Here is a 17012-nt window from a genome sequence, read left to right on the forward strand (position 1 = left end):
CCATCACAATTCACGTATGAATTGATGGAATGTGCTAAGCGCTTCAAGTTTTTTATGATCGAGCCGATAATCGATTTTGTTGGTTAAATAATCTCCAAAATCAAAGTTTTCCCGGGAAGGGAGTTGTTCTATCACAACATTACGGTGATCAAGGCCATACTTTAATGCCGCGTTGAAGTCCAGTAAGAAATTATCATGAATCACTTTATTAGCAGCCCATACAGCAAACACAAAGGGTAAGCCATTAAACTTTTGCCATTCCTCCGCGAGATCGTACCTGTAGGCGTATTCATTCTTTTTGCCAAAAGTCCGGTCACCAATCTGTACAAATGCATCAGCGGGCCCGTCATCGACTATTTTCGGACTAAGATTCCAATAGTTTTTTAGCAACACTTTTGCCAGGTTATTTGAAGTTCTTGATTGTTCATCGAGTTTAATTGTGTTAACTTCTCCGATAGGCTTGTTGCTAAATATAAATACTGAATCGACAGGGCCTGTTGCTCCAATGCAATAGCTCGATATGATTTTATAATCTGGAATTTCAAGCAAAGCAGCTACAGGTACCAATCCTATATCTACTTGATTACTAATCAATTTATGGGCACATTCTGAAGGAATATCTAAGCTTAAATCAATCTGATTCAATATTCCGGAATGCATTAAACCGAATACAAATGGTTTGGAATTAGTATAGGAAACAGCGGATATTTTAATCTTATTCAAAACGAATCGGAAGGGATTTTAAATGATCGGTATTGTTGAAGTCAACGATATGGAAATCCTTCCCGTCGAATTCGACTTTGTACAAAGTAGTGTTGAGATGAGGGAAAGAGTCCATTTCAGTAAGGGGCTTGTTAGTTAAAAGGCAGAGGAATAATCGAAGCGCGCGTCCATGCATACAAATAAGGATATTCTTATCATCGTTAACCTCTATAAGCTTCTCCAGAACAGTCAGCTGTCTTTCCTTAACTTCCAGTGGGCTTTCTCCTTTATCGAATTTATGATGAAGCTCTCCAGCACTCCATTTACCAAGAATATTTACAAATTCGTTTTTAATCTGATCGTTGCTTTCCAACCCTTCATAAATGCCCCAGCCAAGCTCATCGAGACCAGGATATTGCGTCCATGGGATATTAGAATCAATAAATTGTTTAACGGTTTGATGTGTCCGCTTGAGCGTAGAGGTATAAATTTTATCAAAAGGGACGTCCTTATATGCCTGGTAAAAGGCCTCCGCCTGCGCTCTGCCGTGATCATTCAGGTTTGTGTCCATTCCGCGGCCTTGAACAACACCTCTCTTATTCAGATCTGTTTCGCCATGGCGGATTATAAATAGTGTTTTCTTCAATTCAGCACTGGTAATTTGTAAAATTTAGGTTTTTCTTCCTGAGGAAATTCATGATTTTGATAATCCGTGATTACATTATAAAGAGTATCACGTTCTATCGGGTGCCGTCCAGCATTTTTGATGAGTTCAACCAATTCCTGGGTAGTCATTGCTGGGTGCTGCTCCTCAGCTCCTGCCATAGAGTATATTTTAGTCGTATCATCAAGAGTGCCGTCGATATCATCAACACCGAAATTCAGCGATAATTGGGCGGTACTGCGGCTTATCATTGCCCAATATGCCTTTATGTGCTCAAAATTATCCAAATAGATGCGAGCTATAGCGTAATTTCTCAGATCTTCTATTACTGAAACTTCCGGAATATCTGACATTTGATTGTCCTGATTTCGGAATTTCAAGGGTATAAATGTTTGAAAGCCGCCGGTTTTATCCTGCAGAGATCTCAGCTTTTCCATATGATCCACCCTATGCCAGTATTCTTCGATATGTCCGTAAAGCATTGTGGCATTAGATCTCATTCCCAGTTTGTGCCATTCCTCATGAATCTCCAGCCATTGATCACCGGTACATTTATCCTTTGCGATCTGGACCCGAATGTCCGGGTGAAATATTTCAGCACCACCACCAGGAATAGACTCCAGTCCCGCATCCTTCATCATTTTCATACCCGTAGCATAATCAATTTTTGCCTTCTTGAAAATGTAATGATATTCAACCGGTGTTAATGCTTTAATATGCAAGTCAGGGCGGTGCTTCCGGATGGACGTAAACAATTCCGAATAGAATGCTACATCATATTGTGGAAGAACTCCGCCAACAATATGAACTTCCGTAACAGGTTGGCCATCATATTTTTTTACAATATCCAGCATTTCCTGCATCGTATACTCCCACCCGTCCGAACGTTCTTTTATTAATACCGAATACGAACAGAATTTACAATCGTAAACACAAAGATTAGTAGGCTCAATATGAAAATTACGATTGAAGTAGGTTTTGTCGCCATGTCGCTTTTCGCGGATGGAATTGGCTAGTATTCCAAGGTATCCCAGCTCAGCCTTTTCATATAATAAAACACATTCATCGAAAGAAATACGATCTCCCGATCTCACCTTCTCTGCAATTGCACGAAGATCTGCGGAAAGGCTTTGATCAGCAAGAAGCAGATTGAAACTTAATTCAGAATTCATTCAGATTACTTTGTGCAAAAATACGATTAGTGTACCGAACCCGTATCATTTGCTTGTAAAAGCGCGTAAAAAATATCCTTTAGACAACGTTCTTAATAATATCAATAGGTAGTTGTAAATTAAGCCCGATTAAAAGCACAAATATAGCTACTCATTAAGGCCTGGCAGCCTGTTAGACAAAATACCAGATGAAAATCGAAACCATTGCCATTCACGCCGGAAATAAAATTGACGAACATTCTAAGGCGGTTATTCAGCCAATTTCTTTATCTACTACTTACCAGCGAGCCGCTGATGGAAGCTATCCCGAAGGATTTATCTATTCCAGGATAGATAATCCTAACAGGAAATCACTCGAAAATGTAATAGCAAGATTAGAACAGGGTCCGGATGCATGCGCATTTTCATCAGGTAATGCGGCCGCTGCCGCACTTTTCCAGTCACTGCCCCGTGGTTCACATATTATTGCACCAGATGATATGTATCATGGATTGCGAACGCAATTGCTTCAGGTTTTTGAAGGTGTGTTGGAGGTCGACTTTGTAGATATGTCTGACATCGCTAAAGTCCGGCAGCTGATTCGACCGGAAACCAAATTGATCTGGATCGAAACCCCTTCCAATCCTTTGTTAAAAGTCTGTGACGTTCTGTCTCTGGTTGTCCTGGCAAAATCCCGGGGAATTCTTACTGCTTGCGACAATACGTTCAGTACTCCTATTTTCCAGCTTCCTTTAAATCTCGGATGTGATTTTGTTATGCATTCAACCACAAAGTATCTCAGCGGACACAGCGATGTTCTTGGAGGTGTCCTGGTGACTGCAGTGAAAGATTCGATGTGGGATAAAATCCGGGCAATTCAGGTTCTTGGTGGCGCTGTGCCAGCACCATTTGATTGTTATATGACCGTTAGGGGGATAAAAACGCTGCCCTATCGTATGCGAGGGCATTACGAAAATGCTGTTCTTATAGCGCGTTTCCTGGAAAAAAGTTCGTTCGTTGAAAAGGTATACTATCCTGGACTTGAAACCCATCCCGGGCATGACATAGCCAAAAATCAAATGAGTTCTTTCGGGGGTATGCTGTCATTTTTAGTGAGAGGCGGAGCGGACGAAGCAATTAAAGTAGTAAATGCCTTTAAAGTTTTTACTCAGGCAACTAGTTTAGGAGGGGTAGAAAGCCTGGTTGAGCACCGTGCATCCGTCGAAGGACCAGCCACGAAAACCCCGCAAAATTTAATCAGAGTGTCGGTCGGACTTGAAAATATCTCAGATCTTATAGAAGACCTGGAAAATGCTTTTAAGGCAATTGATTGATAATCAATGAAATAAAAATTTTTACAAATTAAATTTGGTTTGATTATACAGAAGAACCTATATTTGAAATATTATTTGGTAGCAATACCAATCTGTCTTCAGTAAGCTCTTGGTTTATTGATTTATACAGAAGTGGCGAGAGATCAGGCTCTATGACCCACTGACAACCCCCCGGTCAATTCGGGGAAGGTGCCAATTCCTGTCCCGTAAGGGAAATATAAATTTTTTAGAATGAAAAGAGAAAACACCACCCTTGTATTTTCCGAAACGGAAAAAGTAAAGTTTAAATCTGATCAGTGTGATATCAGATTTTGCATGCGCTGGACCTGTCGTTATTAAAGTCTTATAAGGCTATTAGCCTTATAGGGTTGATTTAATGTCAGGTCACTGAAGTTTCATGCACCCGTTTACAACTCACCCTTTTTACAAATTAAACTTATGTCGACTCCAAATTTAAAATTTGAAACATTACAATTACATGCAGGTCAGGAAGTAGATCCTACAACTGGTTCACGTGCAGTTCCGATATATCAAACCACTTCATTCGTGTTCAACAGCTCTGAGCATGGTGCAAATCTGTTTGCCTTAAAAGAATTCGGAAATATTTACACCCGGATAATGAATCCTACCACTGACGTTTTTGAGAAACGGGTAGCCGCCCTGGAAGGTGGTGTTGCAGCTCTTGCAGTTTCATCGGGCCAGGCTGCACAATTCATTGCCTTAACCAATATCCTGCAGGCCGGTGACAATTTTGTAACCTCATCATTTCTTTACGGTGGCTCATACAACCAATTTAAAATATCATTCAAAAGGTTAGGAATTGAGGCCCGCTTTGCTAAAGGGGATGATCCGGCAAGTATTGACTCATTGATAGACAATAAAACTAAGGCGATTTATCTCGAAACCATCGGAAATCCTAGTTACAGTATTCCTGATTTTGAGAAAATTGCTGAAATCGCTAAGAAGCATGATCTGCCGCTGATTGTTGATAACACATTTGGCGCAGCAGGTTACCTTTTCCGTCCCCTGGAACACGGAGCCAATATCGTTGTGGAATCTGCCACGAAATGGATAGGCGGCCATGGTACAAGCATTGGAGGTGTAATTGTCGATGGTGGGAATTACAATTGGGGAAACGGAAAATTCACTCAATTCTCAGAGCCATCGGAAGGTTACCATGGTTTAGTATTTAAGGATGTTTTCGGAATCGGCGGACCATTTGGAAATATTCAGTTCATTATACGTGCACGTGTAGAGGGTTTACGCGATTTTGGTCCGTCCCAATCTCCATTTAATTCATTTTTGCTAATACAAGGCCTGGAAACATTATCTCTGCGGGTACAACGTCATGTAGATAATGCCCTGGAAATTGCTAAATGGTTGGAAAGTCACCCACAAGTAGACAAAGTTGAATATCCGGGTCTGCCAAGTAGTCCTACTCATGAAAGAGCAAAGAAATATCTGCGGAATGGCTTCGGTGCAGTGCTTTCATTTGAAGTGAAAGGTGGAAAGGAATCGGCAACTAAATTTGTCGACAACTTGAAGCTGATAAGTCATTTAGCTAATGTTGGAGACACAAAAACATTAATCATTCAACCTTCTGCAACTACACATCAACAGTTAACTGATGAGGAACAATTGGCTGCGGGAGTAAATCCGTCATCATTGCGGCTTGCGGTAGGAATTGAGCACATTGATGATATTAAAACTGACCTGGAACAGGCATTTGCCGCTATTAAATAGATCATAACTTTCTTATTGGGTATCTGCCCGATGATTTAAAACAAGAATGAACTCTGAAAAATTACATAATCATAAAAAGCCATTCAAGCTTGAAAGTGGTAAAAAAATAAACGATTTACAGATCGCTTATCACACCTTTGGTTCTTTGAATGAAAAAAAGGATAACGTTATATGGGTTTGTCATGCGCTTACGGCTAATTCCGATGTATTTGATTGGTGGAAGGGACTCTTCGGCGATAACTGCTTGTTTAATCCTAAAGAGCATTTTATTGTCTGCGCAAATGTACTCGGCTCCAATTATGGGACAACCAACCCGTTAAGCAAAAACAAAGTTACCGGACTGCCCTACTACCTGTCTTTTCCTGAATTTACAGTGAGAGATCTCGCTGCCGCACATCAGATCCTTGCCGATTATCTGGAATTGCCGGAAATTAGTTTGCTGATCGGCGGGTCGTTAGGTGGTCAGCAAGCAATGGAATGGTCAATCCTCGAACCACATAGGATTAAAAAACTTGTCCTTATAGCCGCCAACGCCCAGCATTCGGCATGGGGCATAGCTTTCAATGAGAGCCAGAGGTTAGCTATAACTTCCGACCGTACCTTTTACTCTCAATCGCCAAGCGGGGGTAAAAAAGGCTTAAAAGTTGCAAGAAGCATAGCCCTTTTATCATACAGAACTTATGGTACCTATGGAGCTACGCAATTAGAAGTTGGTAATGAAAAAGTTAAAGATTTTAAGGCTTCATCATATCAGAATTATCAGGGTGAAAAATTAGTAAATCGTTTCAACGCTTACAGCTACTGGTATCTGACAAAAGCAATGGACAGCCACAACGTTGGGCGAAAAAGAGCTTCAATAGGAGATGCATTACGGCAGATTAAGGCTAAAACCCTGGTGATCGGAATTGTGAATGATGTTTTATTCCCATTGGAAGAGCAACAATTTCTGGCTAAAAACATACCCGGAGCCCGTTTTGCTGAATTAAATTCCTTTTACGGGCATGATGGTTTTTTGATTGAAACAGAAATATTAACTAAAGAAATTGGGACTTTTATAAACAACGCTGAAACCGAAAATCAGGTGATTAGCTTACATAAGATTGCTTAAATGAGTAAAAGATTAACTATTGGCCTATTCGGCTTTGGTGTAGTGGGCCAGGGACTTCATGATATAATTAGCACTAAAGACCTTAATATTGAGATCCGGAAGATCGTAATTAAGGATCCCTCAAAACCCAGGACGCTTCGGGAAAGCTTGTTTTCGGCTGATGCCTCTGATATTTTAGATGATCCGGAAATCAATACTATTGTTGAGTTAATTAATGATGCAGATGCAGCTTTTGATATCACTGCAAATGCATTAAAAAATGGGAAAAATGTTGTTTCAGCCAATAAAAAAATGATTGCTGAACACCTTAATGAACTTGTTGCCCTCCAAAACACCCATGGAACTTCTCTCCTCTATGAGGGAGCAGTTTGTGGCAGTATTCCAATTATCAGGAATCTGGAAGAATACTATGATAATGAGCTTTTGCATTCAATCAGTGGTATTTTCAATGGGTCATCAAATTATATTCTTTCAAAAATTGCTAATGAGGGGCTAGAATATGGTGATGCATTAAAACAAGCTCAGGACCTGGGTTTTGCAGAAACAGATCCTTTGTTGGACGTTGGAGGGTATGACGCGAAATATAAGCTGGTAATTGCTGCAGCTCATGCTTATGGTGCTTTTGTAAAGCCAGAACAAGTTCTGAATGTAGGTATCCAGAATTTTTCGGGGGCTGATTTACACTTCGCCAAGGAACATAACCTTAAGATCAAGTTAGTTCCAACGGCGAAAAAATTAAATGAGCAAGAGATCGCGTTATATGTACTCCCGCGCCTGGTGCCGAAGAGCGACTTCCTTTACAATGTAGAAAACGAATATAACGCCGTGTCTGTTAAAGCTGCTTTTGCTGATCAGCAATTATTCTACGGAAAAGGTGCAGGTGGTCATCCAACCGGGTCCGCTGTTCTTTCTGATATTGCTGCTTTACGCTACGAATACCGTTATGAGTACAAGAAGTTTCTTAATGATTCAAAATTAAAGCTTCAAAATGATCATGTAATTCCTGTATACATCAGATATAAAAGTGATGGTCTCATTGGGCAGCTTAATTTTGATTTTATAGCCGAACAACATCAAAGTGTTGAACTCAAGTACGTTTTAGGTGGAATTAAGATAAGTGAACTAATTTCAAAGAAAGACCTAATCGAAAAAGATGGCGCATTCATCGCCCAGGCTGGAGCGCTAACAGGAAAATTTGAGGAGCTTACCAGATTGCAATTCGAAACGGCCTAATATTGAATTAAGGAACAAGGAGCAAAGAACGAAGACCGTGTGTTGCAAAGTCGTTGCTCTTTGCTCCTTATTCTATTTCTTCAAATATGGTTTTATCGCTTTTTGCCAGATCACATATCCGGCTTCGGTCATGTGCAGCTTATCAGCTTTAAAAATATCAGGCATCGGCGTTCCATCTGCAAGGAGCATTTTTGAGTATACGTCCACATAACCTGTGCGACGGTACTGTTTAAGATATTCCTTGATCATAGCATTTGTTTTGACCATTTCCGGTAGAAACTTCAGTCGACTTGGACTGGGTTTTAAGGAAACAAAAACCACATGTGCTTTAGGAAGGTCCTTTCGTATGATCTCAAATAATGTAGTAAACCTATCAAATACGATATCGGCATTTACACCTTCGGCAGTAAAGTCATTTTCACCGCAATAAATCACGACCTGTTTAGGCTGGTATGCAATTATTATATCCTGGGCATATCGAATAGCATCAGGCAAACTTGAGCCACCAAATCCCCTGTTAATGATTGTATAACCTGGAAAATAACTTTGAACATTGGTCCAGCCTCTGAAAGAAGAGCTTCCTACAAAAACAATAGCGTTTTTGGGTGGAGGATTAATCGCATCCTGCTTCTTAAAAGTTTCGATCTCATTAAAAAATGGTGGCGACTGTTGGGCGAATCCAGTAAGGCTAAGGCATTGTAGAAAAAGGAAGCAAATCAAAAACCCTCTTATGTGTTTCATCTTATTAAATAATTGAGTTGATATTAGATTTCGCGGTTGATATCCCAGGCTTCAAGATAATCTGCAACTTTCCTGATAAACGATCCACCCAACGATCCATCGACTACCCTATGGTCGTAAGATAAGGAAAGAAACATCATATGCCGGATCGCGATAACATCGCCGTATTCGGTTTCTATTACAGCTGGCTTTTTCTTTATGGCTCCAACCGCTAAAATCGCTGCCTGAGGCTGGTTTATTATTGGAGTGCCCATAACGTTACCGAAAGTACCGACATTGGTTAATGTAAAAGTTCCTCCAGTTGTGTCATCCGGTTTTAATTGAGAATTTCGAGCCCTTTTGGCCAGGTCGTTAACTGCTTTTGTAAGACCAACAAGATTCAGCTGATCAGCATTCTTAATAACGGGTACAATCAGGTTACCCGACGGCAAAGCAGCAGCCATACCTATATTTATATCGCGTTTCTTTATGATCTGTGTTCCATTGACAGAAACATTGATCATTGGAAGATCCTTGATCGCCTTTGCAACTGCTTCCATGAAGATTGGAGTAAACGTGATCTTTTCACCTTCTCTTTTTTCAAAACCACTTTTAACTTTGTCTCTCCACTGAACAAGGTTCGTAACGTCGGCCTCAACAAAAGATGTAACGTGGGGGGAAGTATGTTTACTCATCACCATATGTTCAGCTATCAGCTTCCGCATGCGATCCATCTCAATTATTTCATCTCCAGCTGACAAGGAGACAACAGGCTGAACTTTAGTTTCGGATACTTTAATCCGCGCCGCTGCCTGAGATTCTGGCTGCACAGGATTGGTTGCTCCAATAGTAGTTTGAGCTGCCGATCCTGATGAAGCAGAACCGGACCTTTTATTAGAAATATAATCCAGAACATCCTGTTTGGTAACTCTGCCTTCGGATCCGGAGCCTTGGAGGGCATCGAGTTCCGACAAGCTTATCCCTTCTTCCGCCGCCATGCTTTTCACCAGGGGCGAGTAGAATCTTCCTGCCGTTGCCGTTCCGGCGACCTGCGCAGGAGCTTCATCGCGCAATGGAATTTGGCTTGGCTTTGCTTGTTCTTGTTCCTCCGCATGAAGTCTTGCAGGATCGGGAACTTCAGGGGCCTTGGTATTATCCTTCAATGCTTGAGTTCTTTCACTGCTATCAGAGGAACCGCCAGTCTCAATGATAGCGATGGTCGCTCCTACCTGAACTACATCGTCAACATTGTAAAGTGTTTCAACAAGCTTTCCCGCTACCGGTGATGGGACATCAGAATCTACTTTATCAGTTGCTATTTCTAAAACAGACTCATCTATATCTATTGAATCACCTGGCTGCTTTGTCCATTTGATGATCGTCGCTTCGGCAACGCTCTCCCCCATTTTAGGTAGCACTAATTCGTATCTGGCCATATTAGTTAATGAATTGGTTATTTGATTACAAAACTAAGCTTTTTCGAACATCTTCGTTATGCTTGTTCTTCTTTCACCAGCTTGTGCAGAAGAAACAGGGCGTTGATTGCAGATCGTTCAATGTTCTGTGCTCTCTTGTTCCCAAACTGAAATTTCCGGGATATTGTTTTTGTTTTTCCCGCTATGGCTACCCATACAGTACCTACTGGCTTGTCTTCCGTTCCGCCATCCGGGCCAGCAATTCCACTGACAGCGATAGAATAATCGGATTTATAATTTGCCAATGCGCCGTTAGCCATTTCCAAAACAGTTTCCTCGCTCACAGCCCCATACTCATAAAGTGTTTCTTCAGAAACAGAGAGCATTGTCGTTTTCAGATCGTTTGAATATGACACAGCACCACCTAAATAAACCTTACTGCTTCCGGCGTGTTTAGTTAACAAACTGGCAATATATCCGCCGGTACAACTTTCAGCTGTCGACAAGGTCAATCCTTTCGCTGACATAGTATCCAAAATCGCCTTCTCAAGGGGAAGGTCAGCTTCAATAACTACGAACTCATCAACAAGCCCTACAATTCGAGAGGCGTAGTGTGCGATCTCTTTTTTAAGGGATTCGCTATCCGAACCTCTGCCGCTCAGCCTGAGCCTTACAACTCCAAGCTTCGGGAGATATGCCAGTCCAATGTTTTCGGGAAGTGAATCTTCGACCGTTGAAATTTTATCAGCAAGCAGCGACTCTCCAATGCCAGCAGTAAGGATGGTATGGTGAACAATGGACTCAAGTTTAAAAGACTCTTTTATTTTTGGAATCACCAATTCCTCCATCATGTACATCATCTCAAAAGGAACACCAGGCATTGACACATATATTTTTCCTTTGTTTTCTATCCACATTCCCGGTGCGGTTCCATTCTGATTAAGAATGGTTGTGCAATTTTCAAGCACCTCTGCCTGACGCAGATTAGTTTCCAGCATTGGAGAGCTGTACTTAGAAAATATTCGCTTTACATTGTCAAGCGCACCCTGATCCGTTCTGAGTCCGACATTGAAATATTCAGCAAGGGTTTTCTTGGTGATATCGTCTTTAGTAGGTCCCAGGCCGCCGGTAATTAATATAATATCTGCCCGTTGTGAAGCCTCCCTTAGAGCATTTAAAATATGTTGCCTCTCATCAGACACCGATGAAATCTGTTTTACTTTAATTCCAGCCAGGTTCAGCTTTTGAGCCATCCAGGCAGAATTTGTGTCAACAATCTGACCAATGAGAATTTCATCACCAATGGTAATAAGTTCGGCTAGCATAAATTAGAAATTATTGTAAAAGTCGCGACGCTTGCTCAATTTCAGGTCCTGAAGGATAGATGCTTTCACACGCAGATCCATACTATAGAATTTGTAAGGACCGATAGGCGACCATCTGAAAGAAAGATCCCAGCAGTGCAGATCCCTGTAAATAGAAAACGTTGTTAAACTTAGGTCGTTTCTCTGGAAGTCATAGCCAGAAGTGTATTGAACCTTCCATTTTGGAGTGACATTAAAATCACCATAAAAGTTGAGAGTATTAGTGACAACTGCTTTCAGGTCATTTTTTGAGTAGTTAAAACTATAGGAGGCGCTAATATTCCATGGCACATTGAAATCTACAAAGGCATTTGGATCGCGACTGATAGCATTTAATTCGTCCTGCTGCTGAAGCGTTAGATTCTGCTTATTGGCTTCCAACTGGTTCAGGTTCTTATTACGGCTTTTTATTGCCGTTGAATTCAGGCTAAAATCTGTGGACAGACCGAAATTAGTAAGCCTTGCAGGTTTGCCGTTGCTTATTGTAAATTTATCGATCCGCTGTCCTCTCCCATCAAGCTGATAAGGGTCAAGCGTGCCGTAAAAGTTAATGCCCATTTTCTGTTTGAATAATGCCGTTCGCCCGGAAAAACCAATCGTCGATAGTTTAAACGATTCAGCAGCAAAGTTATATGCCCCGGAAAAAGTCAAACTCTGAAGGATTGGAATATTTACCGAACTCTTCGTTGAATCTGCAGTTGAACGGACTTTTGCTTCCACGTTGTTATCCAAACTGAAACCTATTCCAGCTACCCGTCCTACTGAAGGCGCACCGAACAAGGAACCTTCGTATATCGAATAACGTCGTGGAGCAACCGTAGATGTATCATTGGCTACATTCCTAAAAAATCCGTATCGGGATGCGCCAAAATCTGGCTGGTAGTTGGCTGATATCGATGGGGTCATAACATGGCGTAAAGCCATCAGGTTTCCTTTTTTGAAATTAAACTTACCATATAGTTTCGTCGAAAAACCACTATTTACACTGTAGTCGTAAACTCGGCTAAATCCGGAAACCATATACGAGGTGTCCCTGAACCCGTCACGGGTGTTGATCATACTCGTCCTCTTAGTCTGGAGATACCATCTCTCACTATAATTAATACTTGAATTGAATTGGAAAAATTTTGCCACATTTAATGACATCGAAATCGGAATATCATGTCGTATACCGTTTTGAAACTTCTTTAAAGTTTCTCGGTCAAAAAGCTCACTTTCTGTAGTATTTATTGAATTGCTACCCTGCATGGTATAACCGAGGCTAATTCTCTGATACCACTTTTGTTCGCCGGCTCTATCTTTAGAATCAAACGGATTGATCGTTGTCATTCCAAGATTAAACTGAGGCAATTGTAGTGCAACAGTTCCTAATTCAATATCCTGACTGTGACTTAAGCTCGATGTAAAATTAAACAGGCCGTCATAAAACACTTTCCCGTAACTTATACTAGATGAAAGGGTGTTTCGTGCTATTTCTGTTGGATTGTAAGCAACTGCACCCGGAACATTTTGAAAAAACGATCCTGTCCCAGCGTTTACTGATGCACTAAAGGTGGTGCCTGGATTTGCAAGCGGGCTTTGTGAATGACTCCAGGTTAAATTAAAGTCCTTGTTTGGATGCTTGAAAGCTTCGGTACCTTCTACCCCATTTCTCGTCGAAGCAAATCGAAAATTAAGACTGCCATCGTATTTGTAGTTCTTCCTGTAGCGGGCTGCCGAGCTTAGTTCATAGGATCCTTTGGAGTACAGCGTACCACGTGTTGCAAGATCCCAATAATCATTTAGCCCGATGTAATAACCCAGGTCTCTCATAAAAAATCCTCTGACATCTTCCCCAAACGTTGGGAAAAGAAGTCCACCTGAACGCTTATTGGGTTTTGGGAAAAAGCCGAATGGTACACCGAGTGGAAGCGGAACCCCCTCTATATCAAGATATGCCGGGCCTGTTATAATTTGCTTTTCGGTAACAATACCTTTGGTAATGTTTATTCCAAAATGATTATGCGGATACGGCAAATTACAAGAACTATAAACCCCATGTACAAAATTACCTTCGCCATACTCGTTCTTTTTGAACTGCTGTGCCTGCAGGTATCCACCCTCCGCTTCAGTGTAAACTCCGTAGGATTTCCCTTTCTTCGACTTATAATTAAAGAATAAAGAATCCGTCGTAATCGGCTGTTCCGAACCTTGCTTGAATAGCGGCCTGCCTGTATATCTTTTAGTTTTGGGATTTATTAAACCTTTGGCAAAGAGCGTATTATTCTTCTGATCGTACTGGATGTAGTCGGCATCAAGTTCCATGTCCTGATACTTCACCCGAGCCTTACCATACATTTTTACTATATTAGTTTGCCGATCCGAAATAATTGAATCCTCTGCAGAGTAAAGTACTTCAGATTCTAGTCCCCCTTTACTTGTCGTTTTTTTTACTGTTGTATCTGGTTTATTAAGGGGCAATTGTAATGTAGTATCGCGCTTGGTGCTGTCAGGCCGAAGGATAAGCTGCTGTGCATATGAAGTCGGATGAAAATACCCCATACAAGTCAGCAATATTAAAAAATGAAGAAAAAGGGGTCTATTTAATTTCAAATCCGATGATGAATATTATTTTTGCGATGATAGATAATAATATACGCTCAAAATTAATGAAAAATATACCATTGATTAGATACATTTACGTATTACTGCCTGTCTTACTTTTAATAACCTTAACTTCTTTCTCAACAACTAGTACCGAAGTCCCCTACCGAATTAAAACCATTGTGATTGATGCCGGACATGGAGGGCATGATGGAGCAACCCGCGGATTATTCTCAAAGGAAAAAGATATTGCGCTGCAAGTTGCCTTAAAGCTTGGTAAAGCAATTGAAGCGAATTTAAAAGATGTAAAAGTCGTTCTCACCAGGTCAACTGACGTATTTGTTCCGCTTTATGAACGTATAGGGATAGCTAATAATATAAAGGCAGACTTATTTATATCGATTCATTGCAATTCCATGCCGATCAAACGGGTGATCGTAGGCTACGGAAAGGACAGTAGAGGGCGAAAAATCCCCCGGTATGCGAACCGTCAGAGTACATCGACACGCGGTACCGAGACTTTTGTTTCCGGATTTGGGCGACTTGATGAGCAGGATGTTGTGATTAGGGAGAACGAGTCCATCTTACTTGAGAAGGATTACAAGAACAATTATGAAGGATACGATCCAAAAGACCCGGAAAGTATTATTATGCTTTCACTGATGAAAAACGCCTTTCGTGAACAAAGCATAAAGCTGGCATCTTATATGCAGGACGAATATGTTCTCGCAGGTAGAACGGATAGAGGGGTAAAGGAACAAAGTCTTGCGGTCCTGGCAAAAGCCGGAATGCCTGCTGTACTAACTGAAATAGGTTTTGTTTCAAATCCGGAGGAGGAAGAATATATGAATTCAGAAGCTGGGCAAAACGAAATAGTGATTAATTTGTTAAAAGCAATCCAGACCTATAAGAAGCAAGCAGAACTCAGTGATAAATAATATTATTGTAATAAGAAATCCAAAAGTGGGTTTATAACATTATTTAAAATACCTTGGGCCCTGATAAGTTCTTGATAAACAAGTTTAAATGAAGATAACAAACGAAACCAAAGTTGGTGTATTAGCTGCAGTTGCAATTGCAATATTGATTATAGGATACAGTTTTTTGAAGGGCAATGACGTATTTTCAAGCGAAAACGAATTTTACGCCCGATATGACCGGGTCGACGGGCTGGCAATTTCCAAACCTGTTTTAGTTAACGGTTATCAAATAGGCCGGGTTTCCGACCTCACACTCCAACCAAATGGCCAGATTCTAGCTCAGTTCAAAATAGATCCTGAATACGCTATTCCTAAAAATACCATAGCAAAACTCGAAAGCACCGATTTGCTTGGGGGAAAAGCGATAGTTTTCGAGTTAGGGACCGGAAGCGATTTTGCAAAGGATGGCGACACACTTAATGCTAACATTCAGAAAAATCTGACAGATCAGATCGAGCCAATCCAAAAGAAGGCGGAGCAGATCATTGCAAGAATGGATTCAGTTCTTACATCAGTAAATGCAACATTAAGTCCTGAATTTCAGCGTAATTTTGACAGAAGCTTTGCAAGCATTGCACGGACTCTGGAAACGATGGAAGGAACGACCAAAACCGTTGACGGTTTAGTTACTTCGCAAAGTGTTAAAATTGCAGCTATAATGAGTAACCTTGAATCTATAACAGGCAATTTCAAGAATAACAACGCAAAAATTACGAATATCATGAGCAACTTTGAGAAGTTGTCTGATGATGTAGCAAAAGCAAATTTCGCTCAAACAATTGCTGAAGCTAATAAAGCTGTAGCTGATCTTCAAGTTATTGTAAATAAAGTTAATACCGGCCAGGGAACTTTGGGACAATTGATCAACGACGAGAAGATGTACAATAATCTTAACAATGCCGCGGCAAATCTGGATAAGCTTATGATCGACCTGAAAGCGAATCCAAAACGATACGTAAGTTTCTCTGTGTTTGGTGGGAAGAAAGATTGATAACGAGCCTTTAGACAATTATAAAATTCTCTGCGGGAAAGCTTCTTAATGAAACAAGGTTAGAATGAACCTGCAGTTCACCTATTTTATTGTGCCCTTAGATCTCAAAAGTCATCCCCTCTATTGCCAGAAATGTGTTGGGAAACAAAGTTTTTGCCTCTGTAAGTAAAGGGTCAAGTTCGCGATAGCGGGCTGAGAAATGACCAATTAGTAATTTCCTGGTATTTGATTTAAGCGCAACCTCCGCTGCTTGTAACGCGGTGGTATGGAAAGTCTCTTCTGCCCTCGCCAGCATATCATGAAGGAAAGTTGCTTCGTGGTACAAGGTATCTGAATCTTTAATAAAATCCAGATATTTCCAGCTGCAGATTGTATCAGAGCAGTATACATATGCCTTTGGACGGTCAGCATCGGTCGTCAGGTCTTTAGCCAGGTGAACCTTTCCTTTTTTATCTGTGAAACTCGCACCTTTCTTTATTAATTGCACCTGTTCAGTTGGTATGTTGAGCTCTTCAATTTTTTCTTTTATCATTTTCCGCAACCGTTGCTTTTCCGTAAACCGGAACCCAGTACATGGAATTCTGTGATCCAGTGGGAAACTTTCCACGACGATATCGTAGTTTTCAAAAATCTTACTGCTTTTGGATGGATTGGTAACGTTGAAATTCAAAGGGTACCTAAGAAACGTCTGCGAATGTCGGAACTGTAAATCAATTATTTCCTTTAGTTCTGGCGGACCGAATATATCCATGGGCTTTGTTCGCCCATTTAAATGAAGAGAGGATAATAGCCCAACGAGTCCCAAATAATGATCGCCATGGAGGTGGCTGATAAAAATCTGGTCAATCCGATTTGCCTTTAGGCCAAAATGTAATAACTGGTTTTGTGTGGCTTCTCCGCAATCGATAAGAATAAACTTTTCGTTAACATTAAGAAGCTGTGCGGTTGGATTTCGGTTAAAAATTGGAGTTGACGAACTGCTACCTAAAATTGTTACCTCGAATTTCATGCAGTGTGTTCATTA

The 17012-nt window shown here is 40.9% G+C and carries 14 protein-coding genes and 1 riboswitch; of the genes, 6 read left to right on the forward strand and 8 right to left on the reverse strand.

All coding sequences use genetic code 11. The features are described 5' to 3' along the window. Nucleotides 1-3: 3 nt before the first annotated feature. Genes B5X60_RS03595 through mqnE form a run of 3 tightly spaced genes read right to left on the reverse strand, consistent with a single transcriptional unit; the run spans nt 4 to nt 2538 of the window. Nucleotides 4-723 (reverse strand): menaquinone biosynthetic enzyme MqnA/MqnD family protein, encoded by a 720-nt coding sequence (locus B5X60_RS03595; RefSeq protein ID WP_079701284.1) that lies wholly within the window; start codon nt 721-723, stop codon nt 4-6. After that, a complete protein-coding gene (locus B5X60_RS03600) occupies nt 716-1348 on the reverse strand; it encodes a histidine phosphatase family protein (protein WP_079701285.1) in 633 nt (210 codons plus the stop codon). The genes B5X60_RS03595 and B5X60_RS03600 overlap by 8 nt, the downstream gene beginning before the upstream one ends. Beyond that, the gene (gene mqnE, locus B5X60_RS03605; RefSeq protein ID WP_079701286.1) at nt 1345-2538 is read right to left on the reverse strand and encodes an aminofutalosine synthase MqnE; all 1194 of its coding nucleotides are present in this window, start codon (nt 2536-2538) and stop codon (nt 1345-1347) included. The genes B5X60_RS03600 and mqnE overlap by 4 nt, the downstream gene beginning before the upstream one ends. A gap of 188 nt (nt 2539-2726) precedes the next feature. Between mqnE and B5X60_RS03610 the strand changes: the two genes are divergently transcribed. From B5X60_RS03610 to B5X60_RS03625, 4 genes are all read left to right on the forward strand, one after another. Further along, a complete protein-coding gene (locus tag B5X60_RS03610; RefSeq protein ID WP_079701287.1) occupies nt 2727-3851 on the forward strand; it encodes a trans-sulfuration enzyme family protein in 1125 nt (374 codons plus the stop codon). A 119-nt stretch (nt 3852-3970) separates the two neighbouring features. Further along, nucleotides 3971-4075, forward strand: a riboswitch (SAM riboswitch). 214 nt (nt 4076-4289) lie between these two features. Further along, nucleotides 4290-5594 carry an O-acetylhomoserine aminocarboxypropyltransferase/cysteine synthase family protein gene (locus B5X60_RS03615; RefSeq protein WP_079701288.1) on the forward strand — a complete coding sequence of 435 codons (1305 nt, stop codon included), beginning with the start codon at nt 4290-4292 and terminating at the stop codon, nt 5592-5594. Nucleotides 5595-5640: 46 nt separating this feature from the next. Further along, nucleotides 5641-6702, forward strand: a complete 1062-nt coding sequence (locus tag B5X60_RS03620) for a homoserine O-acetyltransferase family protein (protein WP_079701289.1) — start codon at nt 5641-5643, stop codon at nt 6700-6702. Then, on the forward strand, nt 6703-7935 hold the full coding sequence (locus tag B5X60_RS03625; protein WP_079701290.1) for a homoserine dehydrogenase: 1233 nt from the start codon (nt 6703-6705) through the stop codon (nt 7933-7935). Between the two features lie 72 nt (nt 7936-8007). Here B5X60_RS03625 and B5X60_RS03630 read toward each other — a convergent pair whose 3' ends face one another. From B5X60_RS03630 to B5X60_RS03645, 4 genes are read right to left on the reverse strand one after another with little or no spacing between them, the layout of a single operon-like run. Then, nucleotides 8008-8676 carry a GDSL-type esterase/lipase family protein gene (locus B5X60_RS03630; protein ID WP_079701291.1) on the reverse strand — a complete coding sequence of 223 codons (669 nt, stop codon included), beginning with the start codon at nt 8674-8676 and terminating at the stop codon, nt 8008-8010. Nucleotides 8677-8699: 23 nt separating this feature from the next. After that, nucleotides 8700-10091 (reverse strand): dihydrolipoamide acetyltransferase family protein, encoded by a 1392-nt coding sequence (locus tag B5X60_RS03635; RefSeq protein ID WP_079701292.1) that lies wholly within the window; start codon nt 10089-10091, stop codon nt 8700-8702. Nucleotides 10092-10147: 56 nt separating this feature from the next. Then, nucleotides 10148-11395 (reverse strand): competence/damage-inducible protein A, encoded by a 1248-nt coding sequence (locus B5X60_RS03640; RefSeq protein WP_079701293.1) that lies wholly within the window; start codon nt 11393-11395, stop codon nt 10148-10150. Nucleotides 11396-11398: 3 nt separating this feature from the next. Continuing rightward, complete coding sequence (locus B5X60_RS03645) at nt 11399-13975, reverse strand: putative LPS assembly protein LptD (protein WP_079701294.1); 2577 nt, start codon at nt 13973-13975, stop codon at nt 11399-11401. Between the two features lie 107 nt (nt 13976-14082). On the opposite strand from B5X60_RS03645, the gene B5X60_RS03650 reads away from it, so the two are divergent. Together B5X60_RS03650 and B5X60_RS03655 are read left to right on the forward strand one after the other, a co-directional pair. Further along, entirely contained in the window at nt 14083-14955 is an 873-nt protein-coding gene (locus tag B5X60_RS03650) for an N-acetylmuramoyl-L-alanine amidase family protein (protein WP_079702291.1), read from the forward strand. A gap of 88 nt (nt 14956-15043) precedes the next feature. Beyond that, nucleotides 15044-15988, forward strand: a complete 945-nt coding sequence (locus B5X60_RS03655; protein WP_079701295.1) for an MlaD family protein — start codon at nt 15044-15046, stop codon at nt 15986-15988. Nucleotides 15989-16085: 97 nt separating this feature from the next. Here B5X60_RS03655 and B5X60_RS03660 read toward each other — a convergent pair whose 3' ends face one another. After that, a complete protein-coding gene (locus tag B5X60_RS03660; RefSeq protein ID WP_079701296.1) occupies nt 16086-16997 on the reverse strand; it encodes a ribonuclease Z in 912 nt (303 codons plus the stop codon). Nucleotides 16998-17012 lie beyond the last annotated feature (15 nt).

The organism is Daejeonella lutea (genome assembly GCF_900168015.1).
Taxonomy (GTDB): Bacteria; Bacteroidota; Bacteroidia; order Sphingobacteriales; family Sphingobacteriaceae; genus Daejeonella; species Daejeonella lutea.